Source organism: Frigoribacterium sp. CFBP 8759 (genome assembly GCF_014841655.1).
Lineage (GTDB): Bacteria > Actinomycetota > Actinomycetes > Actinomycetales > Microbacteriaceae > Frigoribacterium.
On the sequence record NZ_JACYUH010000002.1, the window covers coordinates 682,686 to 706,828 of the forward strand.

The window sequence follows — 24,143 nt, forward strand, 5'->3', positions numbered from 1 at the left end:
GACACCAGAACGNTCCTGCGTCACTAGGCTCGTCGGCATGACCGATGCCGCGACGACGCCGACCCCTCGCACGCCCACCCCCGTCGACGGGGTCGCCGAACGCTGGGTGGACACCCTCTGCGAGCTCGACCCCACGACCGCGACCTGGATCGGCCGTGAGGGCCGGACGGGCGAGTACGGCGACTACTCGCCCGACGGTCATGCCCGACGCGTCGAGGCCGTCCGGGCCACGCTGGCCGAACTGCGGGCCACCACCCCCGTGGACGACGTCGACCGGGTCACCCGGGACGACCTGACGAGCGAGCTCGAGCTCGAGCTGCTCTACGCCGAACAGCGCCTCGAGTTGCGCGACCTCAACGTGATCGCGTCACCCGCCCAGGGCATCCGCGACGTGTTCGACCTCATGCCCACCGCCTCCGAGCGCGACTGGGTCGACGTCGCGACCCGCCTCGGCCGGGTACGGACCGCCGTCGACCAGTACGTCGAGACGTTGCGCGCGGGCATCGCCGGGGGAGTCACCCCCGCCCGGCGCCAGGTCGAGAAGGTGGCCGAGCAGTGTGCCCGCATCGGTGCCGACGACGGCTTCTTCGCCGAGTTCGTGCGGGACGCCCGGCTCGGTGACGGCACCGAACCCGGAACGGCGCTCGGCCGGGACCTCTCGTCGGGCGCCTCGTCGGCGGCGGAGGCCTACGTCGACCTCCGACGCTTCCTGCTCGACGAGTTGCTCCCCGCGGCGACGGCCGACGACGCCGTCGGGCGCGACGCCTACGCCCTGCACTCGCGACGGTTCCTCGGAGCGACGGTCGACCTCGACGAGACCTACGAGTGGGGGATCGACGAGCTCGCCAGGATGACGGCCGAACAAGAAGAGGTCGCCCGGTGGATCGAACCCGGGGCGTCGGTCTCCCGGGCCATCGAGCTGCTCGATGCCGATCCCGCACGCCAGCTCGACGGCACCGACGCACTCCGCGCCTGGATGCAGGAGCTCAGCGACCGCGCGGTCGCCGAGCTGGGTCGGGACCAGTTCGACATCCCCGAGCCGGTCCGCCGGCTCGAGTGCCGCATCGCACCGACCAAGGACGGCGGCATCTACTACACGAGCCCCAGCGACGACTTCTCGCGTCCGGGCCGCATGTGGTGGTCCGTGCCCGAGGGGGTCACCCGTTTCGGCACGTGGCGCGAGACGACGACGGTCTTCCACGAGGGGGTCCCCGGCCACCACCTCCAGCTCGGTCAGGCCGTCCACAACCGGGCCACGCTGAACACGTGGCGTCGACAACTGGCCGGCACCTCCGGGCACGCCGAGGGCTGGGCCCTGTACGCGGAACGGCTGATGGACGAACTCGGTTGGCTCGGTGACCCGGGCGACCGGTTGGGCATGCTCGACGGTCAGCGCATGCGTGCCGCGCGTGTGGTGCTCGACATCGGTGTCCACCTCGGCAAGCCGTTCCCCGGCGGCGGCGGGCGGTGGGACGCGACGAACGCCTTCGCCTTCATGTCGGAGAACGTCAACATGGACACCGAGTTCGTGCGCTTCGAGGTCGACCGGTACCTCGGCTGGCCGGGGCAGGCGCCGTCGTACAAGGTCGGTCAGCGCATCTGGGAAGACCTCCGTGCCGAACGAGCCCGTCGAGACGGCGCCACCTTCGACGTCAAGGCCTTCCACCGCGACGCCCTTCAGCTGGGCGGGGTCGGGCTCGACACGCTCAGGCGGGCACTGCTCGCGTGAGTCGCCGCGACCCGCGACACGCCGTTGCCCACACCTGCGGCGCCGCGCTAAGATGACCGAGCGCTATCTGCGTCGACATTTCCGCACGCCGCGTTCGACACACCCTCCCGGACACCGTTCGAGGGACGAGCACGGCCCGATTCATGCCCGTACTGGAGCACTAACTACATGACAACCGTAACGACCAAGGCACCCAAGCAGGTCGCCATCAACGACATCGGATCCGCTGATGACTTCCTGGCCGCGGTCGAGAAGACCCTGAAGTTCTTCAACGACGGCGACCTCATCGAGGGCACCGTCGTGAAGATCGACCGCGACGAGGTCCTCCTCGACGTCGGCTACAAGACCGAGGGCGTCATCCCCTCGCGCGAACTCTCGATCAAGCACGACGTCGACCCCACCGAGGTCGTCGAGGTCGGCGACACGGTCGAGGCCCTCGTCCTCCAGAAGGAAGACAAAGAAGGCCGTCTGATCCTGTCCAAGAAGCGCGCTCAGTACGAGCGTGCCTGGGGCGACGTGGAGAAGATCAAGGACGCCGACGGCGTCGTCACCGGTACGGTCATCGAGGTCGTCAAGGGTGGCCTCATCGTCGACATCGGCCTCCGTGGCTTCCTCCCCGCATCGCTCATCGAGCTGCGCCGCGTCCGCGACCTCACGCCCTACCTGGGCCAGGAGATCGAGGCCAAGATCCTCGAGCTCGACAAGAACCGCAACAACGTGGTCCTGTCGCGCCGTGCCCTCCTCGAGCAGACGCAGTCCGAGAGCCGCACGACCTTCCTCAACAACCTCCACAAGGGTCAGGTCCGCAAGGGCGTCGTCTCGTCGATCGTCAACTTCGGTGCGTTCGTCGACCTGGGCGGCGTGGACGGCCTCGTGCACGTCTCCGAGCTCAGCTGGAAGCACATCGAGCACGCCAGCGAGGTCGTCGAGGTGGGCCAGGAGGTCACCGTCGAGATCCTCGAGGTCGACCTCGACCGTGAGCGCGTGTCGCTCTCGCTCAAGGCCACCCAGGAAGACCCGTGGCAGGTGTTCGCCCGCACGCACGCGATCGGTCAGGTCGCTCCGGGCAAGGTCACCAAGCTCGTCCCCTTCGGTGCGTTCGTCCGCGTGGCCGACGGCATCGAGGGCCTCGTGCACATCTCCGAGCTGTCGGCGAAGCACGTCGAGCTGGCCGAGCAGGTCGTCGCCGTCGGCGACGAGGTGTTCGTCAAGGTCATCGACATCGACCTCGACCGCCGTCGCATCTCGCTGAGCCTCAAGCAGGCCAACGAGGGCGTCGACCCCGAAGGCACCGAGTTCGACCCGGCGCTCTACGGCATGCTCACCGAGTACGACGACCAGGGCAACTACAAGTACCCCGAGGGCTTCGACCCCGAGACGAACGAGTGGCGCGAGGGCTTCGACTCGCAGCGCGAGAAGTGGGAGCAGGACTACGCTGCCGCCCAGGCGCGCTGGGAAGCCCACAAGAAGCAGGTCGCTGCCTCGCTCGTCGAAGAGACGACGTTCGACGCTCCCACGGGTTCGTCGTTCTCGGCCGAGTCCGCTTCGGGCGCCGGCACCCTCGCCGACGACGAGTCGCTCGCCGCTCTGCGCGAGAAGCTGTCGAACAACAACTGAGTCCCTCCGGTCTCGACCAGAAGGCGGTTCCCCCTCGGGGGAGCCGCCTTCCGGCGTTTCCGGCGTAGTCTCGACGTCGTGTTCGTCTGTGGATTGACCGGTGGCATCGCCGCCGGCAAATCGGTCGTGGCCCGTCGACTCGCCGAACGGGGCGCGGCGCACATCGACGCCGACGCCCTCGCCCGCGAGGTGGTCGAGCCCGGATCCGCCGGACTCGAGGCCGTCGTCGCCCGCTTCGGGTCCGACGTCCTGCAGCCCGACGGCTCCCTCGACCGAGCCGCCCTGGGGGCGATCGTCTTCGCCGATGCCGCTGCACGCCGCGACCTCGAGGGGATCACCCACCCGGCCGTGCACGAGCTCTCGGTCCGGCGCATGTCCGACGCCGTCGCGGACGACGCGGGTCGCGTCGTCGTCTACGACGTGCCGTTGCTCGTCGAATCGCGGGGGACCGACGGCTTCGACGTGGTCGTCGTCGTGCACGCCCCGCGCGAGGTCCGCCTGAGGCGACTCGTCGAGCTCCGCGGGATGGACGACGAGGAGGCGCGGCGTCGCGTGGACGCGCAGGCGGACGACCGGACGCGGCTCGCCGTGGCGGACCTCGTCGTCGACTCCTCCGGTTCGCTCGAGAGCACGCTGGAACAGGCGGACGACCTCTACGACCGTCTGCGTTCGCTGTCAGCGGCGAAGCAGGCGGCCTCCCACGACACGAGTGTCGGTGGTCCCTCCTAAGCTGGAATCCATGGAACCGACCCGCAGTGTGCGCCCGTTCGAAGTCATCAGCGAATTCGAACCCAGTGGCGACCAGCCGGCCGCCATCGCCGAACTGGCGGGGCGCATCAACGCCGGCGAGACCGACGTCGTCCTGCTCGGCGCCACCGGAACGGGCAAGTCGGCGACCACCGCCTGGCTCGTCGAGCAGGTGCAACGGCCCACGCTCGTGCTCGCCCACAACAAGACGCTCGCGGCCCAGTTGGCGAACGAGTTCCGATCGCTCTTCCCGAACAACGCCGTCGAGTACTTCGTCTCGTACTACGACTACTACCAGCCCGAGGCCTACGTCCCGCAGACCGACACCTTCATCGAGAAGGACAGCTCGGTGAACGCCGAGGTCGAGCGGTTGCGGCACTCGACGACGAACTCGCTGCTGAGCCGACGCGACGTCATCGTCGTCTCGACGGTCTCCTGCATCTACGGGCTCGGCACCCCCGAGGGCTACATGGAGGCCATGATCGCCCTCCAGGTCGGCATGCGGATCGATCGCGAGACGCTCATCCGGCGGTTCGTCTCGATGCAGTACCAGCGGAACGACATCGACTTCTCCCGTGGCAACTTCCGCGTGAGGGGAGACACGATCGAGATCATCCCGATGTACGAAGAACTGGCCATCCGCATCGAGATGTTCGGCGACGAGGTGGAGGCGCTGTACGCCCTCCATCCGCTCACGGGCGACGTCGTCAAGACGATGGACGCCGTCTCGGTCTTCCCCGGTTCGCACTACGTCGCGGGCACAGATGTCATGCACCGCGCCATCGGCACCATCAAGGACGAACTCGCCACCCGCCTCGACGAGCTCGACAAGCAGGGAAAGCTCCTCGAGTCCCAGCGCCTGCGCATGCGCACGACCTTCGACCTCGAGATGATGGAACAGATCGGCTTCTGCAACGGCATCGAGAACTACTCCGCGCACATCGACGGTCGGTCGCCCGGCGAGGCACCCCACTGCCTGCTCGACTACTTCCCGGACGACCTGCTCGTGGTGATCGACGAGTCGCACGTCACCGTGCCCCAGATCGGCGCCATGTACGAAGGCGACGCCTCGCGCAAGCGCACCCTCGTCGACCACGGCTTCCGGCTTCCCAGCGCCCTCGACAACAGACCCCTCAAGTTCGAGGAGTTCCTCGACCGGGTCGGCCAGAAGGTCTACCTCTCGGCGACGCCCGGCAAGTACGAGCTGGGCATCACCGACAGCGTCGTCGAGCAGATCATCCGACCCACCGGGCTCATCGATCCCGAGATCGTGGTCAAGCCGTCCGCGGGCCAGATCGACGACCTGCTCGAAGAGATCCGCACACGGGTCGAGATCGATGAACGTGTCCTGGTCACCACCCTGACCAAGAAGATGGCCGAAGAACTCACCGACTTCCTCACCGAGGCCGGAGTGCGAGTCCGCTACCTGCACTCCGACGTCGACACGCTCCGGCGGGTCGAACTGCTCACCGAACTGCGGCAGGGCGTCTACGACGTGCTCGTCGGCATCAACTTGCTCCGTGAGGGCCTCGACCTCCCCGAGGTGTCGCTCGTCGCGATCCTCGACGCCGACAAAGAGGGCTTCCTCCGTTCGTCCACGTCACTCATCCAGACAATCGGCCGTGCGGCACGAAACGTCTCGGGTCAGGTCCACATGTACGCCGACGTGATGACCGACTCGATGAAACAGGCGCTCGAAGAGACCGATCGTCGTCGAGAGAAGCAGGTCGCCTACAACCTCGAGCGAGGCATCGACCCCCAACCGCTCCGCAAGAAGATCGCCGACATCACCGAGGTCCTGGCCCGAGAAGGTGCCGACACCGCACGCCTCCTCGCGGATCGCCAGGGTGGCAAGCGCGCCCCCACGCCGAACCTCCGCCGCGAGGGCAAGGCCGCCAGCGCCGCGAACGGCCTCGAAGCGATCATCGCCGACCTCAACGAGCAGATGCTGCAGGCCTCGGCCGAGCTCAAGTTCGAGTTGGCCGGTCGGCTCCGCGACGAGGTCGCCGACCTGAAGAAAGATCTGCGACAGATGGAGGCGGCCGGTCATGCCCGGTGATCGTCGACGCGTCGTCGTCACGGGTGCGACCGCAGGGCTCGGCTATTACTCCGCCGAGCGGCTCGTCGCGGCCGGTCACCAGGTCGTCCTCGCGGCCCGCGACGCCGAGAGGGCCGTGCGGGCCGCCGATCTCCTCCGCAGCCGCGTGCCCGGGGCGGACGTCGACACGGTCGCCCTCGACCTGGCCGACCTCGCGTCGGTCCGCACGGGTGCATCCGCCATCGCCGCCGGCGGACCGGTCGACGGCCTCCTGGCCAACGCCGGCGTCGTCGGCTCCCGTCGGCGTCAGACGACGACCGACGGGTTCGAGCTCCAGTTCGGCACCAATCATCTCGGCCACTTCGCCCTGGTCTCGCACCTCATGCCGGCCCTCGAGTCGGCAGGGCGGGCTCGAGTCGTGCACCTCGGAAGCATCAGCCATCGGTGGGTGCGACTCGACCTGGACGATCCCATGATGGTCTCGAGCTACTCCGGCGCGGTCGCCTACGCACGTTCCAAGCTCGCGGTCATGACCTTCGGCTTCGACCTCGACCGTCGCCTCCGGGCCGCCGGATCCTCGGTCTCCAGCGTCGTCGCCCACCCCGGGTTCTCGTGGGACTCGCTCAGCGACCCGCGCCCGCCCGTCGTCGAGCCCCGCCGCCCTCCCGCCGTCCTCACCTCGATGATGCACGTCTTCTCCCAGGGCAAGGAGGTCGGAGCAGAGCCTCTCGTCCACGCCCTCGTGGGCGAAGACGTCCACGGCGGGGAATACTGGGGTCCGGCCGGATGGTTCCAGTTGACCGGCGCTCCGGCCCGCGTGCCCGCGAAACGTCACAGCCGTGACGAGTCGGTGGCATCGCGTCTGTGGCAGGTGTCCGCCGGCCTGACGGGCGTCCAACCGACCGTCTCGTCCCCGGCCCCCTGACCCTGCGCCGCCGGCTGCACCTCCCGCGGGCCCGCCCGCCACGACGACGAGTGTCGTCCACATCGACAGAATGGTAAGAGTGTCCATCTCACCTGTAGAAGGTTCCTCCACGCTGAGCGTCCGGGGTGCCCGAGTGCACAACCTCAACAACGTCGACCTCGAGATCCCACGTGACTCGTTGGTCGTCTTCACCGGGTTGTCCGGCTCGGGCAAATCGTCCCTGGCGTTCGACACGATCTTCGCCGAGGGGCAACGTCGGTACGTCGAGTCCCTGTCGGCCTATGCGCGGCAGTTCCTGGGTCAGGTCGACCGTCCCGACGTCGATTTCATCGAGGGCCTGAGCCCGGCCGTCTCCATCGACCAGAAGTCCACGAACCGCAACCCGCGGTCCACGGTCGGCACGATCACCGAGATCTACGACTACATGCGCCTCCTCTGGGCACGCATCGGCGTTCCGCACTGCGCCGTCTGCGGCGAGAAGATCAGCAAGCAGAGCGTGCAGCAGATCGCCGACCAGCTCATGACCCTCGAGTCGGGCGTCCGGTACCAGGTGCTGAGCCCCGTGGTCTCGCAGAAGAAGGGCGAGTTCGTCGACCTGTTCGCCGAGCTCGCGTCCACGGGGTACTCCCGGGCCATCGTCGACGGTGAGCAGATCCAGCTCAGTTCGCCGCCCAAGCTGAAGAAGCAGATCAAGCACGACATCTCGGTCGTGGTCGATCGCCTGGTCGCCTCCGACCAGGCGCTGACCCGTCTGACCGACTCGCTCGAGACCGCCCTGCGCCTGACGGACGGCCTGGTCACGATCGACTTCGTCGACACCGACGAGGGCGCGGCCGGCAAGTACCGGACGTTCTCCGAGAAGCTCTCGTGCCCGAACAACCACCCGGTCCAGCTCACCGAGATCGAACCCCGCACGTTCTCGTTCAACGCCCCCTTCGGCGCCTGCCCCGAGTGCTCCGGTCTCGGCACGAAGATGTCGGTCGATTCCGACCTGCTGCTCGGCGACCCCGAGCTCAGCCTCGCCGACGGCGTCATCCTCCCCTGGACCCAATCCGGCAAGGGGCTCTACAACTACTTCCAGAAGCTCCTCGAGGGCCTGGCCGGCGATCTGGGCTTCAGCCTCAAGACGCCCTGGCACGAGCTGCCCGAGAAGGTCCGACAGGCCGTCCTGCAGGGCAACGACTTCGAGGTCACCGTGAAGTGGCGCAACCGCTTCGGCCGAGAGATGACCTACTCGACGGGCTTCGAGGGCGTCATGCCCTTCATCGAGCGCAAGTACGCCGAGGCCGAGACCGACACGCAGCGCCAGCGCTACGCGTCCTACCTCCGCGAGATCCCGTGCGTCGTCTGCAAGGGCAAGCGGCTCAAGCCCGAGGTCCTCGCCGTCCTGGTCGACGGGCACGACATCGCGAGCGTGTCCGAACTCAGCCTCGCCGACGCGTTCGGGTTCATGAACAGCCTCACCCTCACGACCCGCGAGGCGCGCATCGCGGCCCAGGTGCTGCGTGAGATCCGGGTCCGACTCGAGTTCCTGCTCGAAGTGGGTCTCACGTACCTCTCCCTGGCCCGCGCCGCGGGGTCCCTCTCCGGTGGAGAAGCCCAGCGCATCCGCCTCGCGACCCAGATCGGGTCGGGTCTCACCGGAGTCCTCTACGTCCTCGACGAGCCGAGCATCGGCCTCCACCAGCGTGACAACCGCCGACTCATCGACACGCTGGTCAAACTCAAGAACCTCGGCAACACGTTGATCGTCGTCGAACACGATGAAGACACCATCAAGACGGCCGACTGGGTCGTCGACATCGGCCCGGGTGCCGGCGTCAACGGCGGCACGGTCGTGCACTCGGGCAGTTACGAGGACCTCGTCGCGAACACCGACTCGTACACCGGCGACTACCTCGCCGGGCGGCGCTCCATCGAGACCCCGACCAGCCGTCGCCCCGTCGACAAGAAGCGCATGATCTCGGTCGTGGGCGCCAAGGCCAACAACCTGCGCGACGTCACCGTTGACTTCCCCTTGGGCACCTTCGTCGCGGTGACAGGCGTCAGCGGCTCGGGCAAATCCTCGCTCGTCAACGACATCCTGTACAAGGTCCTGGCCAACCAGCTCAACGGAGCCCGTCAGATCCCCGGCAAGCACACGCGGGTCACGGGCCTCGACGCCCTCGACAAGGTCGTCCACGTCGACCAGGCGCCGATCGGTCGCACCCCGCGCTCGAACCCGGCGACCTACACGGGTGTCTTCGATCGCATCCGTACCCTCTTCGCCGAGACGACCGACGCGAAGGCCCGCGGCTACCTGCCGGGCCGGTTCAGCTTCAACGTCAAGGGCGGCCGCTGCGAGAACTGCGCAGGTGACGGCACGATCAAGATCGAGATGAACTTCCTTCCCGACGTCTACGTCGCCTGCGAGGTGTGCGGTGGTGCGCGGTACAACCGCGACACCCTGGCGGTGCGGTACAAGGGCAAGAACATCTCCGAGGTCCTCGAGATGCCGATCAGCGAGGCCGCCGAGTTCTTCGCCCCCATCTCGGCGATCTCCCGGTTCATGTCGACGCTGGTCGACGTCGGCCTGGGCTACGTGCGACTCGGCCAGAGCGCCACCACGCTGAGCGGGGGCGAAGCGCAGCGCGTGAAGCTCGCGACCGAGCTGCAGAAGCGCTCCAACGGGCGCAGCGTCTACGTGCTAGACGAACCGACGACCGGCCTGCACTTCGAGGACGTCCGCAAGCTCCTGCTCGTGCTGAACGGTCTGGTCGAGAAGGGCAACACCGTCATCACGATCGAGCACAACCTCGACGTCATCAAGTCCGCCGACTGGCTGATCGACATGGGCCCGGAAGGAGGTGCGGGTGGCGGAACCGTCATCGCCACCGGAACCCCCGAGCACCTCGCGAACGTGCCCGAGAGCCACACGGGCGTCTTCCTGAAGGAGATCCTCGAGTCGGGTCACACCGTGCCGCGGGTGCAGAAGAAGAAGGCCACGTCGACGCGACGCCGGGAGGCCGTCGAAGCACGATGAGCAACACCGTCTCCTGGCGTCCGAAAGCGGGCGAGATCCCCACCGACCCCGGCGTCTACCGCTGGCGTGACGAGCGGGGGAGGGTGCTGTACGTCGGCAAGGCCAAGAACCTCCGGGCCCGGCTGAGCAACTACTTCGCACCGCTTCCGTCGCTGCACGAACGCACCCGACGAATGGTCCTCACCGCTCGATCCGTCGAATGGACCGTGGTGGGCAGCGACATCGAGGCCCTGCAGCTCGAGTACACGTGGATCAAAGAGTTCGACCCGCCCTTCAACGTCAAGTTCCGCGACGACAAGACCTACCCGTTCATGGCCGTCACCCTGGCCGACGAGGCCCCTCGGGTGATGGTCACGCGCAACCCGCGCATCAAGGGGGCCAAGTACTTCGGGCCGTACCCGAAGATCTGGGCCGTCCACGACACCATCGACCTGATGATCAAGGTCTTCCCGATCAGGACCTGTTCCGACAGCAGCTACAAGAAGGCCATGCAGACGGGCAAGCCCTGCTTCCCGGGGCAGATCGGTCGTTGTGGGGGGCCGTGTTCGCACAAGGTGTCGATCGACGAGCACCGGGCGATCGTCGACGAGTTCGTCAAGTTCATGGGCAGCTACGACAAGAGGGTGATCGCCGACCTGCAGCGCTCCATGAAGACGGCCGCCGTCGAGCAGCGCTTCGAGGACGCGGCCACGTACCGCGACCAGGTCCAGGCCCTCGAGGCCGTGCTCGACAAGTCGGCGGTCGTCCTCCGCGACAACGTCGATCTCGACCTCTACGCCCTCGCCGAGGACGAGCTGGCGGCCGCCGTCCAGCTCTTCACGGTGAGGGGCGGTCGCATCCGTGGTTCCCGCGGCTGGGTCGTCGACAAAGAGATCGACATCTCGACCGGCGACCTCGTCGAGCAGGTCCTGCAGGGCATCTACACCGCCGGCGCCGAGCTTCCCCGCGAGATCGTCGTGACCGAGACGCCGGACGACAACGACGCCCTCGAGAGCGTGCTCAGCACACTCCGCGGGCGGGGACGGGTCCAGATCCACACGGCACAGCGCGGCGAGAAGGCCAACCTGATGCAGACGGCGACCCTCAACGCGCAGCAGTCGCTCATGCTCTACAAGACCCGTCGCAGCGCCGACTTCGCCACCCGGTCGACCGCCCTGGCCGACATCCAGGAGGCCCTCGGCATGAGCGACGCGCCCTTGCGCATGGAGTGCTACGACGTGTCCCACCTCTCGGGCACGAACATCGTCGCCTCGATGGTGGTCTTCGAGGACGGCCTGCCGCGGAAGGACCAGTACCGGCGTTTCAACATCCCCCGGTCGACCGACGACACCGAGTCGATCTACCAGACGCTCAGCCGCCGTCTCTCTCGCCTCGACGACGAACTCGCTCCCGTCGAGGAGGTGGGAGAGCAACGCAAACGGTTCGCCTACCGCCCCAACCTCCTCATCGTCGACGGCGGACAACCCCAGGTGGCGGCGGCCCGACGAGCACTCGACGACGCCGGCGTCACGGACATCGCGCTCTGCGGGATCGCGAAACGGCTCGAGGAGATCTGGCTGCCCGACGACGACTTCCCGGTCATCCTCCCTCGCAACAGCGACGCGCTGTTCCTCATCCAACGCATCCGCGACGAAGCGCACCGGTTCGCGATCACACACCAGCGACAGCGTCGTAAGCGCGACATCTCGACGCAGCTCGCGGAGATCCCGGGGTTGGGGCCCTCCCGGGTGGCCGTGCTCCTGAAGCACTTCGGCTCGGTCAAGCGGTTGAAGGATGCCGAGGCAGCGGACATCTCGGCCATCCGCGGCATCGGCCCGACGCTCGCCGCCGCAGTCGTCGAGCGGCTTCGCGGAGCCGAGGACGTGGCGGCCGACGACGTGGCGGCCGACGACGTCGTGCCCCCCACGAGCCCCGCCTAGACTCGATGCACCGCATGCCGACCCGGAGGACACCACCGACATGAGCGACGTCAGCGAACAGCAAGAGGTCCTGATCGTGACGGGGATGTCCGGCGCCGGACGGTCGACCGTCGGCAACGCCCTCGAGGACCTCGACTGGTACGTGGTCGACAACCTGCCGGCGCAGATGTTGCGACCGCTGCTCGACCTGGCCGAACGTGCGGGGGACTCGCTCCCCAAGATCGCTGCCGTGGTCGATGTCCGCGGGGGACGCCTCTTCAGTGAGGCCCAAGAGGCCGTGCGCACCTTGCGGGCGAGCATGCCCAGCAAGGTGCGGGTGCTGTTCCTCGACGCGACCGACGCGGCGCTGGTCCGGCGTTTCGAGCAGGTCCGGCGACCGCACCCGTTGCAGGGTGACGGCACCTTGCTCGACGGCATCCTCGCCGAGCGTGCGCGCATGGAAGAGCTCCGCGAGACGAGCGACGTGATCATCGACACGTCGGAACTCAACATCCACCAGTTGGCCACGACGATCTCCGAGAAGTTCGCCGAGTCCGACCGCGCCGGGGTCCAGGTGACCGTCCTCAGTTTCGGGTTCAAGTACGGCCTGCCCACCGACGCCGACATGGTGGGCGACGCGAGGTTCCTCCCCAACCCGTTCTGGGTGCCCGCGCTCCGGCAGCAGTCCGGGCTCGACGAGCCGGTCACGTCGTACGTCATGCAGCAGGACGGGGCCCGGGAGTTCGTCGACGCCTTCGCCGCTTCGCTCGTCCCCGTCCTGTCGGGCTATCAGCGTGAGAACAAGAGACACGCTACGATCGCCATTGGCTGCACCGGGGGCAAACATCGATCGGTCACCCTCGTGGGTGAACTGGCGGCGCGTCTGCGTGGACTCCCCGGCGTGGCCGTCAGCGTGAAACACCGCGACCTCGGCCGAGAATGACCCACCGAGGTGCTTCAGCACGCCCGTGCACCGACGACACCTCGACCTGACGAAAAGGAACAACCGGAGTGGCCCAGACTGCCGACGTCAAAGAAGAACTCGCCCGCGTCGAGGTGAGCAGGACGACGATCCGGGCCGCTGAGCTCGCCACCGTCCTCCGTTTCGCCGGGGGACTGCACCTCATCTCCGGTCGGATCGCCGTCGAGGCGGAACTCGATTCCGCGCTCATCGCCCGACGGGTCCGGAAGGACCTGGCCGAGCTGTACGGAGCCAGGAGCGACGTCGCGATGACGGCTCCTGCCGGCTCACGCCGCACCCCCGGGTTCCTCGTCCGGGTCCACGAGGCCGGTGAGACGCTGGCCCGTCAGACCGGGCTCATGGACGCCCGCCGACGACCCGTCCGTGGCCTGCCGAACCGGCTCACGACCGGCTCGCGCGACGATCTCGCCGCCATCTGGCGAGGGGCGTTCCTCGCGCAGGGCTCGTTGACCGATCCCGGTCGGTCCGCCTCGCTCGAGGTCGTGTGCCCCGGCAACGAGACCGCCATGGCGCTCGTCGGGGCCGCTGGCCGACTGGGCGTCGCGGCGAAGGCCCGAGAGGTCCGCGGCGTGCACCGGGTCATCATCCGCGACGGCGAGGCCATCGGCACCATGCTCAAGGTGATGGGCGCCGAGAAGAGCGTCACCGACTGGGAAGAGATGCGCCAGCGCCGCGAGGTGCGCGCGACGGCGAACCGACTCGTCAACTTCGACGACGCCAACCTGCGACGGTCGGCCCAGGCCGCCGTGGCCGCGTGCGCCCGCGTCGACCGGGCGATGGAACTGCTCGGCGACGACATCCCCGAGCACCTCAAGTACGCGGGCGAGCTGCGACTTGCCCATCGCGACGCCAGCCTGGACGAACTCGGCCACCACGCCGACCCCCCGATGACCAAGGACGCCGTCGCGGGTCGGATCCGTCGCCTGCTCGCCATGGCCGACAAGAAGGCCGGCGACCTGGGGTTGCCGGGTACGGACGCCAACCTGCCGCACGACCTCGACCTCGACTGAGGGGCGGCGGAGGGTCTTCACGACGTCACCGGAGGACGAATTCCGGAGGGCTGCTGCTACTGTCGTAAGCGGTGTCCGACCCGAGGTCATCGAGAGTTCGGGCGTCGCCACGGGCCTGGTCGCCCACACCCTCCACGCGTCCCCACGACGCCTGATCATCAGGAGTTTCATTGACCGTCAAGATCGGCATCAACGGCTTCGGTCGCATCGGCCGTAACTACTTCCGCGCGGCGCTCGCCAAGGGAACCGACATCGAGATCGTCGCCGTCAACGACCTGACCGACAACGCCGCCCTCGCGCACCTCCTCAAGTTCGACTCGATCACGGGACGTCTCGACGCGACCGTCGAGCTGGACGGCGACTCGATCGTCGTCGACGGCAAGCCGATCAAGGTCCTCGCCGAGCGCGACCCCGCCAACCTGCCCTGGGGCGAGCTGGGCGTCGACATCGTCGTCGAGTCGACCGGTTTCTTCACGAAGGCCGAGGACGCACGCAAGCACATCACCGCCGGCGCGAAGAAGGTCCTCATCTCGGCTCCGGCCACGGGTGACGACGCCACCATCGTGCTGGGTGTGAACGAGGGCATCTACGACCCCGCCAACCACCACATCATCTCGAACGCGTCCTGCACGACGAACAGCCTGGCCCCCCTGATGAAGGTGTTCCTGGACAACTTCGGCGTCGAGCGCGGTCTCATGACGACGGTCCACGCGTACACGGCCGACCAGAACCTGCAGGACGGTCCGCACAAGGACCCCCGCCGTGCCCGTGCCGCCGCGCTCAACATCGTCCCGACGTCGACCGGTGCCGCCAAGGCCATCGGCCTCGTGATCCCCGAGCTCGCCGGCAAGCTCGACGGTTACGCCCTGCGCGTGCCCGTGCCCACCGGCTCGATCACCGACGTGACCCTCGAGACCAGCACGCCGGTGACGGTCGAGCAGATCAACGCCGCCTACAAGGCCGCCGCCGAGGGTGAGCTCAAGGGCATCCTGGCCTACTCCGAAGACCCTCTGGTGTCGACCGACATCACCACCGACCCGCACTCGTCGATCTACGACTCGGGCCTGACCAAGGTCATCGGCAACCTCGTCAAGATCACCTCGTGGTACGACAACGAGTGGGGCTACTCGAACCGTCTCGTCGACCTGACGAAGTACGTGGCCGACCGCCTCTAGTCCGACCTCGGTGCCCCGGCCCTCACGGGCCGGGGCACCGTCCTCCGAACCCGAAACGAACCCATGAGCCTGCGTACCCTCGATTCCCTCGGTCCCCTGTCGGGCAGACGCGTCATCGTCAGATGCGACCTCAACGTCCCTCTGAAGGACGGCGAGATCACCGACGACGGACGCATCCGTGCCTCCCTCGAGACCCTCGACCTGCTGATCAACCAGGGGGCCAGGGTCGTGGTCATCTCGCACCTCGGCCGCCCCGACGGCGAAGCGAAGCCCGAGTACAGCCTCAGACCGGTCGCCCAACGCCTCAGCGAACTCCTCGGGAAGAGCGTCGGCTTCGCCGCGGACACCGTGGGTGACGAGACCGCCGCAGCAGTGGACGACCTCACCGACGGCCAGATCGTCGTCCTCGAGAACCTCCGCTTCAACGCCGCCGAGACGTCGAAGGACGAGCCCGAGCGTCAGGAGTTCGCCGCACGCCTGGCCGAGCTCGGTGACGTGTTCGTCTCCGACGGCTTCGGGGTCGTGCACCGCAAGCAGGCGAGTGTGTACGAGTTGCCCGCGCTCCTCCCGAGTGCGGCCGGGACGCTCATCTCGCGCGAACTCGAGGTCCTCGACAAGCTGACCGAGAACCCCACGCGCCCCTACAGCGTCGTCCTCGGCGGCTCGAAGGTCTCCGACAAGCTCGGCGTCATCGAGCACCTCCTTCCCCGGGTCGACAACCTGCTCATCGGTGGAGGGATGCTCTTCACGTTCCTCGCCGCCCAGGGACTCCCCGTCGGCAAGAGCCTGCTCGAGAAGGACCAGCTCGACCGGGTCCGCGGCTACGTCGACGAGGCCGCGCGCCGGGGCGTCAACCTCGTGCTCCCCGTCGACGTGGTGGTCGCCTCGTCCTTCAGCGCGGACGCCGAGCACACGGTGGTCGCCTCGGACGGCATCGAATCCTCTGCTCTGGGCTCCGAGGCCCTGGGCCTGGACATCGGCCCCGAGACGGCCGCGCGCTTCGCGGAGACCGTCCAGACGTCGTCCACGGTCTTCTGGAACGGTCCGATGGGAGTCTTCGAGTTCCCCGCCTTCGCACACGGCACCCAGAAGGTCGCCGACGCGTTGACCCGGGTCTCCGGTCTCGGCGTCGTGGGCGGCGGCGACTCGGCCGCGGCCGTTCGTGCCCTGGGGTTCTCCGACGACCAGTTCGGCCACATCTCCACCGGCGGTGGAGCCAGCCTCGAGTTCCTCGAGGGCAAACGACTCCCCGGACTGGAGGTCCTCGGATGGTGACCACACGCACGCCCCTCATCGCCGGCAACTGGAAGATGAACCTCGATCACCTGCAGGCGATCGCGTTCGTCCAGAAGCTCGCATGGTCCCTCAAGGACGCCAAGCACGACTTCGACGCGGTCGAGACCGCGGTGTTCCCGCCGTTCACCGACCTCCGAAGCGTGCAGACCCTGCTCGACGCCGACAAGCTCGAGTTGGCTCTCGGAGCCCAAGACCTGTCCGCTCACGACTCGGGCGCCTACACGGGCGAGATCTCGGGGCAGTTCCTCGCCAAGTTGGACGTGCGCTACGTCCTGGTCGGGCACTCTGAGCGTCGGACGCTCCATGCCGAGGACGACGAGGTCGTGGCGACGAAGGTCGCCGCCGCGCACCGCTCGGGCCTCGTCCCCGTCGTCTGCGTCGGTGAGACGGCCGACGATCTCGAGCAGCACGGCCCCAGCGCGGTGCCGGTCGCCCAGCTCCGTGCGGCGCTCGCCCAGGTGCCGGCCGCCGCCGAGATCGTCGTCGCCTACGAGCCCGTCTGGGCCATCGGCTCCGGACAGGCCGCCACGGCCGAGCAGGCCGAGCAGGTCTGCGCGGCCCTGCGGGCGGCCCTGGTCGAGATCGTCGGTCCGGACGCCGCCGCCACCACCCGCGTCCTCTACGGCGGCTCGGTCAAGTCCACGAACATCGCATCGTTCATGCGAGAGCCCAACGTCGACGGAGCCCTCGTCGGTGGGGCGAGCCTCGACGTGTCCGAGTTCGCCAACATCGTCCGCTTCCAGGCGCACGTCGGCGTCTGACGGGCCGGGTGCGTCGCCCGTCGGCGCCCCTCCGACTCGGCCTGCCAGGGCGACGGCCTCTCGCGGTTATACTGTTCAGCGGTCTCACCGCATCGAAAGGTCCTACGTGGAAATTCTCCAGGTCATCCTGCAGGTGTTGCTCGGCATCACGAGCCTCCTGTTGACCCTCCTCATCCTGCTCCACCGCGGCCGTGGTGGCGGTCTCTCCGACATGTTCGGCGGTGGCGTCACGAGCAACCTCGGGGCATCCGGCGTCGCCGAACGCAACCTCAACCGCATCACGGTCTTCCTGGGTCTCGTCTGGATCACCTGCATCGTGGTCCTGGGCCTCATCACCAAGTTCGCGGCGGTCAGCTGATGGCCTCGGGCGGTAGCGCAATCCGCGGCTCGCGCGTCGGCGCCGGTCCCATGGGTGAGCAAGATCGCGGCTTCCACGCCGAGCGGATCACCATCTCGTACTGGGATGCCCTCGGCAACGAGGTCGTCCGTCACTTCGCGGCCAACGTGCCCGACGAAGAGATCCCCGAGACCGTCGACTCACCCTCGAGTGGATTGCCGGCAGGGCGCGACAAGGCGAACCCGCCGACGGTCGCGAAGCTGGAGCCGTACAAGACGCACCTCGCGTACGTCAAAGAGCGACGGACCGAAGAAGAAGCCGAGCAGTTGCTCGAAGAGGCTCTGCAGCAGCTGCGAGTCCGACGCGGCAAGGCCTGATCCAGCCGATCGCGCCTCCCGGTGTCTCCACACCGGACATGACGAAGGGCCCCGCAGCCGCGAGCTGCGGGGCCCTTCGTCATGCCGGCGTCGGTGCGCCCGCGGCGGGACTCAGTAGGTGGAGGCGATCAAGTTCTCGGGGACCTCAGCCGCCGCGTCCTGGTCGACGAAGAAGACCGTCCGCTTGCGTCCCTTGACCCCTGCCACCGGCACCTGGTCTGCGCCGGCACCCGCCAGGGCGAGCCCCAACGACGAAGCCTTCTCGGCTCCGGCGAGGATCATCCAGACGCGCTGGGAGTTGTTGATGACCGGCAGGCTCAACGTGAGGCGTACGGGCGGAGGCTTGGGGGAGTCGTCTATCGTGAGCACGGTCGGCTCGAGCTGACGGATCTGTGCCTTGTCCGGGAACAACGAGGCGACGTGACCGTCGGGACCGACCCCGAGGAGCGTGATGTCGAAGCGGGGGGCCGCGTCGTCGGCCTGTGCGTGCTGCAGCAATTCGTTCCGGTAAGCGTCGGCGGCCGCCTCGACGTCGTCGAAGTCGCCGACCGCACCGAATCGGTGGACGTTCTCGGGCAGCAACCCGATGTGGTCGAGCAGGTCGATGCCGGCCTGGGTGTCGTTTCGGTCCGCGTCCCCTGCGGGGACCCAGCGCTCGTCGGCCCACCAGATCGAGACCTTCGACCAGTCGACGCTGTCACGAGCCGGCGACGCGTTGATGGCCGCCAGCACGAGGGTGCTCACCGAGCCACCGCTGACGACGACCGACGCGTAGTTCTGCTCTTCGAGCACGTCGATGATCTTGGTGATGAAGCGGGCGGCCACGGAGGCACCCAGCGATTCTTTGTCGGGGTGGACCAGCACCCGGCGTTCGTTCGTCACGGTTCTCTATCTGCTCTAGTTGCTCTGGACGGGTTCGCTCAGTTGGCCGACCCCGTGTCTCACGACGTTCCCGAACAGGTCGTCGGGGTCGAGTCTACGGAGTTCCTCGGCCAGGCAGTCGCGCAGCGAGCGGCGTGGCAGCGCGAGGTCGTGCGTGGGTTGACCCGGTTGGGTGAGCGTCGCCACGTCGTCCAGGGAGCGTTCGAGGACGATGGACCCGGAGGCGCGGACCAGTTGGACACCGTGGATGCCGCTCGATCCCGTCGCCCGGGTCGTCAGCTCACCGTCGACGGGTACCTGGAGCTGCAGACGCAACCAGGCGGCCAAGAGCAAAGTCGACGGAGAATCGGGTGCGCCGGAGACACCGACCTCGGTGACCGATTCGTAAGGCGGTTGGTCGAGCACGGCAGCCAGTTGCGCCCGCCAGAGGGTGAGCCGGGTCCAGGCGAAGTCGGTGTCGCCGGGAGCGTAGCTCCGGGCGAGGTCGATGATCGACTGGCGTGGGTTGGACTGGCTCGCCGCATCCGTGATCCGCCGTTGCGCGATGCGCCCGAGGGGAGACTCGGAGACGACGGCGGGAGCGGTCTTCGGCCACCAGGCGACGACGGGAGCGTCGGGCAGCAGGAGCCCGGTCACGAGCCCCTCCTCGTCGCTCGCGGTCTCTCCGTAGGCCCGGAGCAGGATGACCTCGCTGGCACCGGCGTCGCCGCCGACCCGGATCTGCGCGTCCAGTCGCCCGTCGACCTCGTCGAGATCGAGGTCGGTCGACGTGGAGACGACGATGACCCTCATGGGGTGCTCTCGCGAGGCGTCGTTCGCGGCCTCGATGGCTTCCTCCTCGTCACCGAGACGGGTGGAGATGATCAGGGTGAGGACTCGGCCCAGCGCGACCGCGCCTCCTTCTTCCCTGATCTTGACCAGCGTCTTCTGGACGCGGCTGATGGTGCTGTCGGGCAGGTCGACGATCACGGACGCCTCCAGGTACGGCCGTCACGGGCCATGAGTTCGTCGGCAGAGGCGGGTCCCCACGTGCCGGGTCGGTACTGCTCGGGCTGACCCTGAGTCGCCCAGAACTCCTCGATCGGGTCGAGGATCTTCCAGGAGAGCTCGACCTCCTCGTGCCGGGGGAACAGGGGCGGGTCGCCCAGGAGGACGTCGAGGATGAGACGCTCGTAGGCCTCCGGGCTCGCCTCGGTGAAGGCGTGCCCGTATCCGAAGTCCATCGTGACGTCACGGACCTGCGTGCCGATCCCGGGCACCTTGGACCCGAAGCGCAGGGTCACTCCCTCGTCGGGCTGGACCCGGATCACGAGGGCGTTCTGCCCCAGCGACGTCTGCGTGCCGAAGATGTTCTCGGGCACCTGCTTGAAGACGACGGCGATCTCGGTCACGCGACGGCCGAGACGCTTTCCGGCCCGGAGGTAGAAGGGGACTCCCGCCCACCGCCGGGTCGCGATCTCGAGCTTGATGGCGGCGAACGTCTCGGTCGTGCTCTCGGGATTCATGCCTTCTTCGTCCAGGAATCCGAGCACCTTCTCTCCGCCCTGCCACCCCCCGGCGTACTGACCTCGCGCGGTTCCCGCGGCGAGGTCGGCGGGGAGGCGGACGGCCGAGAGGATCTTCTCCTTCTCGGCCCGGAGGTCACGGGCGGCGAAGGTGACCGGTTCTTCCATCGCCGTCAGGGCGAGGAGCTGGAGGAGGTGGTTCTGGATGACGTCACGAGCGGCGCCGATGCCGTCGTAGTAACCGGCGCGGCCGCCGACGCCGATGTCCTCGGCCATGGTGATCTGCACGTGGTCGACGTAGTTGGAGTTCCAGAGAGGTTCGTACATCTGGTTGGCGAACCGCAGCGTGAGGAGGTTCTGCACCGTCTCTTTGCCGAGGTAGTGGTCGATTCGGAACACGCTGTCGGGCTCGAAGACGGTCTCGACGACGGCGTTGAGCTCGCGGGCCGTCGTGAGGTCGCTGCCGAAGGGCTTCTCGATGACGACGCGTCTCCACGCACCGTCCTTCTCCTCGGCGAGGCCCGAGTTGCGCAACTGCTCGGTGACCATGGGGAACGCCTTGGGCGGGATCGAGAGGTAGAAGGCGTGGTTGCCCATCGTCCCGCGCTCACGATCGAGCTCTTCGATGGTGTCCTTGAGCCGAGCGAACGCGTCGGCGTCGTCGAAGACCCCCTGGACGAAACGGAAGCCTTCTTTGAGTTGACGCCAGACGTCTTCGTCGAAAGGCGTGCGAGCGTGCTCCTTGACGGCCTGGTACACGACCTGTTCGAAGTCCTGGCCCTCGAATTCACGACGGGCGAAGCCGACGAGCGCGAAGCCGGGGGGCAGCAGGCCACGGTTGGCCAGGTCGTACACGGCGGGCATGAGCTTCTTGCGGGAGAGATCACCCGTCACACCGAAGATGATGAGACCGCTGGGCCCCGCGATGCGGTTGAGACGTCGGTCGGAGGGCAACCGGAGCGGGTTGGACTCCGGCGTGATCGGCACCGGTGACATGATGTTCCGTTCTGTGGTTCGAAGGTGTTCCGGTCGGGACGGGCGGAGACGGCCGGGAACACCGGTGGCAAGGCGAAAGGGACGGCGCCCCTGGGGACGCCGGCCCTTTCGGCTCAGCGGAGTGCGGCGGTGATGACCGGCAGCGCGGCCGCCACGTCGGTCACCGTCAGCGTGAGCACGGGACGACCGTGCTCGGCCAGGACCTTGGCGTCACCGGCGGCCTGGGCCTGCACGAGCTGCCCGAACGTGAACGGGCTGTCCGGGATCTCGAGGTCGGTCGCGGGGACCTGCGTGATCTGCAGGAACACCCCGTTGGCCGGCCCACCCTTGTGGTATTGACCCGTCGAGTGCAAGAAGCGCGGACCCCATCCGAAGGTGACGGGACGCTGCGTGCGCATCGCGAGGAGGTCGCGGACCTCTTCGAGCTGCGGGTTCGCCACGCGGTCGACGTAGGCCTGGATCGAGACGTAGCCGTCATCGCTCAGGTGCGAGAGGAGCGCGGCCACGGCGGACTCGAGAGAGTCGCCCAGCTCGATTCCCCCGACCTCGCGGACCTCGACACCCTCGGCCGTGAAGGCCGGGGGAGTGGGCTCGGGACGGTCGTCGAGCAACGCCCGCGTCGCGACCTTGGCCGACTCGACGTCGGGCTGGTCGAACGGGTTGATGTCGAGCAGACGCCCGGCCACGGCGACGGCGTACTCCCAGACCATGATCTGGCCACCGAGCGAACCCGAGATCTCGACCTCGCCGGGCGCGACCTCACGGGTCTCGTCGGCGTTCGCCACGAGACGGACGACCTGCACGTCGTGCAGCCCCGCCGTGATCTCGGGGGCGGAGGTGCCGATGACGACGGGGAGCAGGCCGCGACCCTGCTTCCCGGTCGACTCGGCGATGAGCTGTTCGGCCCAGTCCGGGAACCCCACGATGTGGGTGCCGTCGGCGACGATGGCGATCTTGTCGCGCAGGGGCGAGGTGCCTGCCAGGACGGCACCCAACACGAGACCCGGGTTGTCGGCGCGGTCCTGGGCCAGCTCGACCGTGACGGCGTCGGCCTCGGCGAGCAGCTCGCGGATGTCGGCGCCGGCCAGGCCGGACGGCACGAGGCCGAACGCCGACAGGGCCGAGTAGCGCCCGCCGATGTTGGGGTCGGCGTTGAAGACGCGGTAACCGGCCTCACGGGCCTGCCCGTCGAGGGGCGATCCGGGATCGGTGACCACGACGATGCGCTCGACGGGGTCGATGCCGGCGTCGGTGAACGCCTTCTCGAAGGTCTTGCGCTGGCTGGCGGTCTCGACGGTGGAACCCGACTTCGACGAGACCACGAGCACGGTGCGCTCGAGACGGTCGGCGAGGGCCGTGAGGACCTGACCGGGCTCCGTGGCGTCGAGCACGGTGAGCTCGACGCCGTAGGTGCGGGTGATGACCTCGGGCGCGAGCGACGATCCACCCATGCCCGCGAGCACGACGTGGTCGACGCCCTTGGCGGCGAGCTCGTCCCGGAGCGAGTCGATCTCGTCGAGCAGCGGAGTCGAGACCACGACGGCCTCGGTCCAGCCGAGACGCTTGGCGGACTCGTCCTCGGCGTCAGGGCCCCACAGGGTGGGGTTCTGAGCCGTGATGCCCGAGGCGACGAGGTCGCTCACGAGCTGCGGGACGACCGTCTCGACCGCCTGTGCGGCGTCGCCGCTGGCAGCGATGGTGATGGTCACTTGGACTCCCCGGCGGGCTTGGCGGCCTCGAGGGCAGCGGTGACCGTGTCGAGCAGTTCGTTCCACGAGACGACGAACTTCTCGACGCCCTCTTTCTCGAGGGCCTCGGTCACGTCGTCGTACGAGACACCCTGCGCCGCGATCGCGTCCATGGTCTCGTTGGCCGAGGCGTAGGAGGCGCTGATCGTGTCGCCACGGACGTCACCGTGGTCGAAGGTCGCCTCGAGCGTCTTCTCGGGCATCGTGTTGACGACGTCCTGGGCGACGAGCTCGACCACGTACGTGGTGTCGAGGACGGCGGGGTCCTTGACACCGGTGGAAGCCCAGAGGGGACGCTGCTTGTTGGCACCGGCGGCGAGGAGGCCCTTGGCCCGCTCGGTGTCGAAGGCCTGCTGGTAGACCTCGTAGGCGAGCTGGGCGTTGGCCACGCCGGCCTTGCCCTTCAGGGCCTTGGCCTCGTCGGTCCCGACCGCGTCGAGACGCTTGTCGATCTCGGTGTCGACGCGCGACACGAAGAACGAGGCGACGGAGTGGATCTCGGTGATGTCGATGCCGGCGGCCTTGGCCTGCTCGAGACCCGTGAGGTACGCGTTGATGACGGCGCGGTAGCGCTCGAGGCTGAAGATCAGGGTCACGTTGACGCTGATGCCCTGGGCGATGACGGCGGTGATGGCCTCGAGGCCCTCGACGGTCGCGGGGATCTTGATCAGGGCGTTGGGGCGACCGACCTTGGCGGCGAGCTTGACCGCCTGGTCGATGGTGCCCTGCGCGTCGTGCGCGAGACCGGGCTCGACCTCGATCGACACGCGGCCGTCGAAGCCGTCCGTCGTGTCGTAGAGCTCGCGGAAGATGTCGCAGGCGCGGGTGACGTCGTCGGTCGTGATCTCGAAGACGGCGTCCGTGACGCTGACACCGGTCTTCGCGAGCAGGGCGACCTGGTCGTCGTAGGCCTCGCCCTTGGCGAGAGCCGACGCGAAGATCGTGGGGTTGGTGGTGACGCCGACGACGTTGCGCTCGGCGATCAGCTTCTGGAGGCCGCCCGCGTTGATGCGCTCACGCGAGAGGTCGTCGAGCCAGATGCTGACGCCTGCGGCGGACAGCTGTGCGGTGTTGGAATCGGTCATGGTGTTCTTCTCT

At 68.1% G+C, this 24,143-nt stretch carries 19 protein-coding genes; 14 read left to right on the plus strand and 5 right to left on the minus strand.

Translation table 11 applies throughout. The annotated features are described in order from the left end of the window. Positions 1-37 precede the first annotated feature (37 nt). The 14 genes from IFT79_RS08475 (at position 38) to IFT79_RS08540 (ending at position 17,914) form a co-directional block, all read left to right on the plus strand. Positions 38-1,729 (plus strand): DUF885 domain-containing protein, encoded by a 1,692-nt coding sequence (locus IFT79_RS08475; RefSeq protein WP_056045255.1) that lies wholly within the window; start codon positions 38-40, stop codon positions 1,727-1,729. A gap of 168 nt (positions 1,730-1,897) precedes the next feature. Next, a complete protein-coding gene (gene rpsA / locus IFT79_RS08480; protein WP_043592805.1) occupies positions 1,898-3,346 on the plus strand; it encodes a 30S ribosomal protein S1 in 1,449 nt (482 codons plus the stop codon). A gap of 78 nt (positions 3,347-3,424) precedes the next feature. Then, entirely contained in the window at positions 3,425-4,075 is a 651-nt protein-coding gene (gene coaE, locus IFT79_RS08485) for a dephospho-CoA kinase (protein WP_056045251.1), read from the plus strand. Positions 4,076-4,085: 10 nt separating this feature from the next. After that, positions 4,086-6,152 carry an excinuclease ABC subunit UvrB gene (gene uvrB / locus IFT79_RS08490; RefSeq protein ID WP_043592809.1) on the plus strand — a complete coding sequence of 689 codons (2,067 nt, stop codon included), beginning with the start codon at positions 4,086-4,088 and terminating at the stop codon, positions 6,150-6,152. Beyond that, complete coding sequence (locus IFT79_RS08495) at positions 6,142-7,056, plus strand: SDR family NAD(P)-dependent oxidoreductase (protein ID WP_173150858.1); 915 nt, start codon at positions 6,142-6,144, stop codon at positions 7,054-7,056. The genes uvrB and IFT79_RS08495 overlap by 11 nt, the downstream gene beginning before the upstream one ends. A gap of 70 nt (positions 7,057-7,126) precedes the next feature. After that, a complete protein-coding gene (gene uvrA, locus IFT79_RS08500; RefSeq protein ID WP_192123644.1) occupies positions 7,127-10,078 on the plus strand; it encodes an excinuclease ABC subunit UvrA in 2,952 nt (983 codons plus the stop codon). After that, the gene (gene uvrC, locus IFT79_RS08505) at positions 10,075-11,997 is read left to right on the plus strand and encodes an excinuclease ABC subunit UvrC (RefSeq protein WP_123570080.1); all 1,923 of its coding nucleotides are present in this window, start codon (positions 10,075-10,077) and stop codon (positions 11,995-11,997) included. Before uvrA ends, uvrC begins: the two co-directional genes overlap by 4 nt. 40 nt (positions 11,998-12,037) lie before the next feature. Next, positions 12,038-12,919, plus strand: a complete 882-nt coding sequence (gene rapZ, locus IFT79_RS08510; protein WP_056045245.1) for an RNase adapter RapZ — start codon at positions 12,038-12,040, stop codon at positions 12,917-12,919. A 68-nt stretch (positions 12,920-12,987) separates the two neighbouring features. Continuing rightward, complete coding sequence (gene whiA, locus IFT79_RS08515) at positions 12,988-13,968, plus strand: DNA-binding protein WhiA (protein WP_056045242.1); 981 nt, start codon at positions 12,988-12,990, stop codon at positions 13,966-13,968. A 170-nt stretch (positions 13,969-14,138) separates the two neighbouring features. Next, positions 14,139-15,143 (plus strand): type I glyceraldehyde-3-phosphate dehydrogenase, encoded by a 1,005-nt coding sequence (gene gap, locus IFT79_RS08520; protein ID WP_043595015.1) that lies wholly within the window; start codon positions 14,139-14,141, stop codon positions 15,141-15,143. Positions 15,144-15,206: 63 nt separating this feature from the next. Further along, positions 15,207-16,418, plus strand: coding sequence for a phosphoglycerate kinase (locus IFT79_RS08525; protein WP_192123645.1), 1,212 nt, complete (start codon positions 15,207-15,209; stop codon positions 16,416-16,418). Beyond that, positions 16,412-17,200 (plus strand): triose-phosphate isomerase, encoded by a 789-nt coding sequence (gene tpiA, locus IFT79_RS08530; RefSeq protein WP_192123646.1) that lies wholly within the window; start codon positions 16,412-16,414, stop codon positions 17,198-17,200. Before IFT79_RS08525 ends, tpiA begins: the two co-directional genes overlap by 7 nt. Before the next feature lie 106 nt (positions 17,201-17,306). After that, positions 17,307-17,558, plus strand: coding sequence for a preprotein translocase subunit SecG (secG, locus tag IFT79_RS08535; RefSeq protein ID WP_043595012.1), 252 nt, complete (start codon positions 17,307-17,309; stop codon positions 17,556-17,558). Continuing rightward, complete coding sequence (locus IFT79_RS08540) at positions 17,558-17,914, plus strand: RNA polymerase-binding protein RbpA (RefSeq protein ID WP_043595011.1); 357 nt, start codon at positions 17,558-17,560, stop codon at positions 17,912-17,914. The genes secG and IFT79_RS08540 overlap by 1 nt, the downstream gene beginning before the upstream one ends. Positions 17,915-18,025: 111 nt before the next feature. On the opposite strand, the gene pgl is transcribed toward IFT79_RS08540, so the two are convergent. The 5 genes from pgl to tal all read right to left on the minus strand — a co-directional run bounded on the left by pgl (position 18,026) and on the right by tal (position 24,130). Beyond that, positions 18,026-18,796, minus strand: a complete 771-nt coding sequence (pgl, locus tag IFT79_RS08545; protein ID WP_056045234.1) for a 6-phosphogluconolactonase — start codon at positions 18,794-18,796, stop codon at positions 18,026-18,028. Between the two features lie 15 nt (positions 18,797-18,811). Continuing rightward, positions 18,812-19,765, minus strand: coding sequence for a glucose-6-phosphate dehydrogenase assembly protein OpcA (locus IFT79_RS08550; RefSeq protein WP_056045231.1), 954 nt, complete (start codon positions 19,763-19,765; stop codon positions 18,812-18,814). Beyond that, positions 19,762-21,297, minus strand: a complete 1,536-nt coding sequence (gene zwf, locus IFT79_RS08555; RefSeq protein ID WP_123570074.1) for a glucose-6-phosphate dehydrogenase — start codon at positions 21,295-21,297, stop codon at positions 19,762-19,764. The genes IFT79_RS08550 and zwf overlap by 4 nt, the downstream gene beginning before the upstream one ends. Positions 21,298-21,410: 113 nt before the next feature. Then, entirely contained in the window at positions 21,411-23,006 is a 1,596-nt protein-coding gene (locus IFT79_RS08560; RefSeq protein ID WP_056045225.1) for a glucose-6-phosphate isomerase, read from the minus strand. Continuing rightward, entirely contained in the window at positions 23,003-24,130 is a 1,128-nt protein-coding gene (tal, locus tag IFT79_RS08565) for a transaldolase (protein ID WP_056045222.1), read from the minus strand. Before tal ends, IFT79_RS08560 begins: the two co-directional genes overlap by 4 nt. Between the last annotated feature and the right edge of the window lie 13 nt (positions 24,131-24,143).

Excerpts from the sequence above, each read along its gene's own strand:
- IFT79_RS08475 (WP_056045255.1), top strand. The coding sequence starts at position 38 with ATGACCGATGCCGCGACGACGCCGACCCCTCGCACGCCCACCCCCGTC.
- rpsA (WP_043592805.1), top strand. The coding sequence starts at position 1,898 with ATGACAACCGTAACGACCAAGGCACCCAAGCAGGTCGCCATCAACGAC.
- uvrB (WP_043592809.1), top strand. The coding sequence starts at position 4,086 with ATGGAACCGACCCGCAGTGTGCGCCCGTTCGAAGTCATCAGCGAATTC.
- IFT79_RS08495 (WP_173150858.1), top strand. The coding sequence starts at position 6,142 with ATGCCCGGTGATCGTCGACGCGTCGTCGTCACGGGTGCGACCGCAGGG.
- uvrA (WP_192123644.1), top strand. The coding sequence starts at position 7,127 with ATGGTAAGAGTGTCCATCTCACCTGTAGAAGGTTCCTCCACGCTGAGC.
- uvrC (WP_123570080.1), top strand. The coding sequence starts at position 10,075 with ATGAGCAACACCGTCTCCTGGCGTCCGAAAGCGGGCGAGATCCCCACC.
- rapZ (WP_056045245.1), top strand. The coding sequence starts at position 12,038 with ATGAGCGACGTCAGCGAACAGCAAGAGGTCCTGATCGTGACGGGGATG.
- IFT79_RS08525 (WP_192123645.1), top strand. The coding sequence starts at position 15,207 with ATGAGCCTGCGTACCCTCGATTCCCTCGGTCCCCTGTCGGGCAGACGC.
- tpiA (WP_192123646.1), top strand. The coding sequence starts at position 16,412 with ATGGTGACCACACGCACGCCCCTCATCGCCGGCAACTGGAAGATGAAC.
- IFT79_RS08540 (WP_043595011.1), top strand. The coding sequence starts at position 17,558 with ATGGCCTCGGGCGGTAGCGCAATCCGCGGCTCGCGCGTCGGCGCCGGT.
- zwf (WP_123570074.1), bottom strand. The coding sequence starts at position 21,297 with ATGTCACCGGTGCCGATCACGCCGGAGTCCAACCCGCTCCGGTTGCCC.
- tal (WP_056045222.1), bottom strand. The coding sequence starts at position 24,130 with ATGACCGATTCCAACACCGCACAGCTGTCCGCCGCAGGCGTCAGCATC.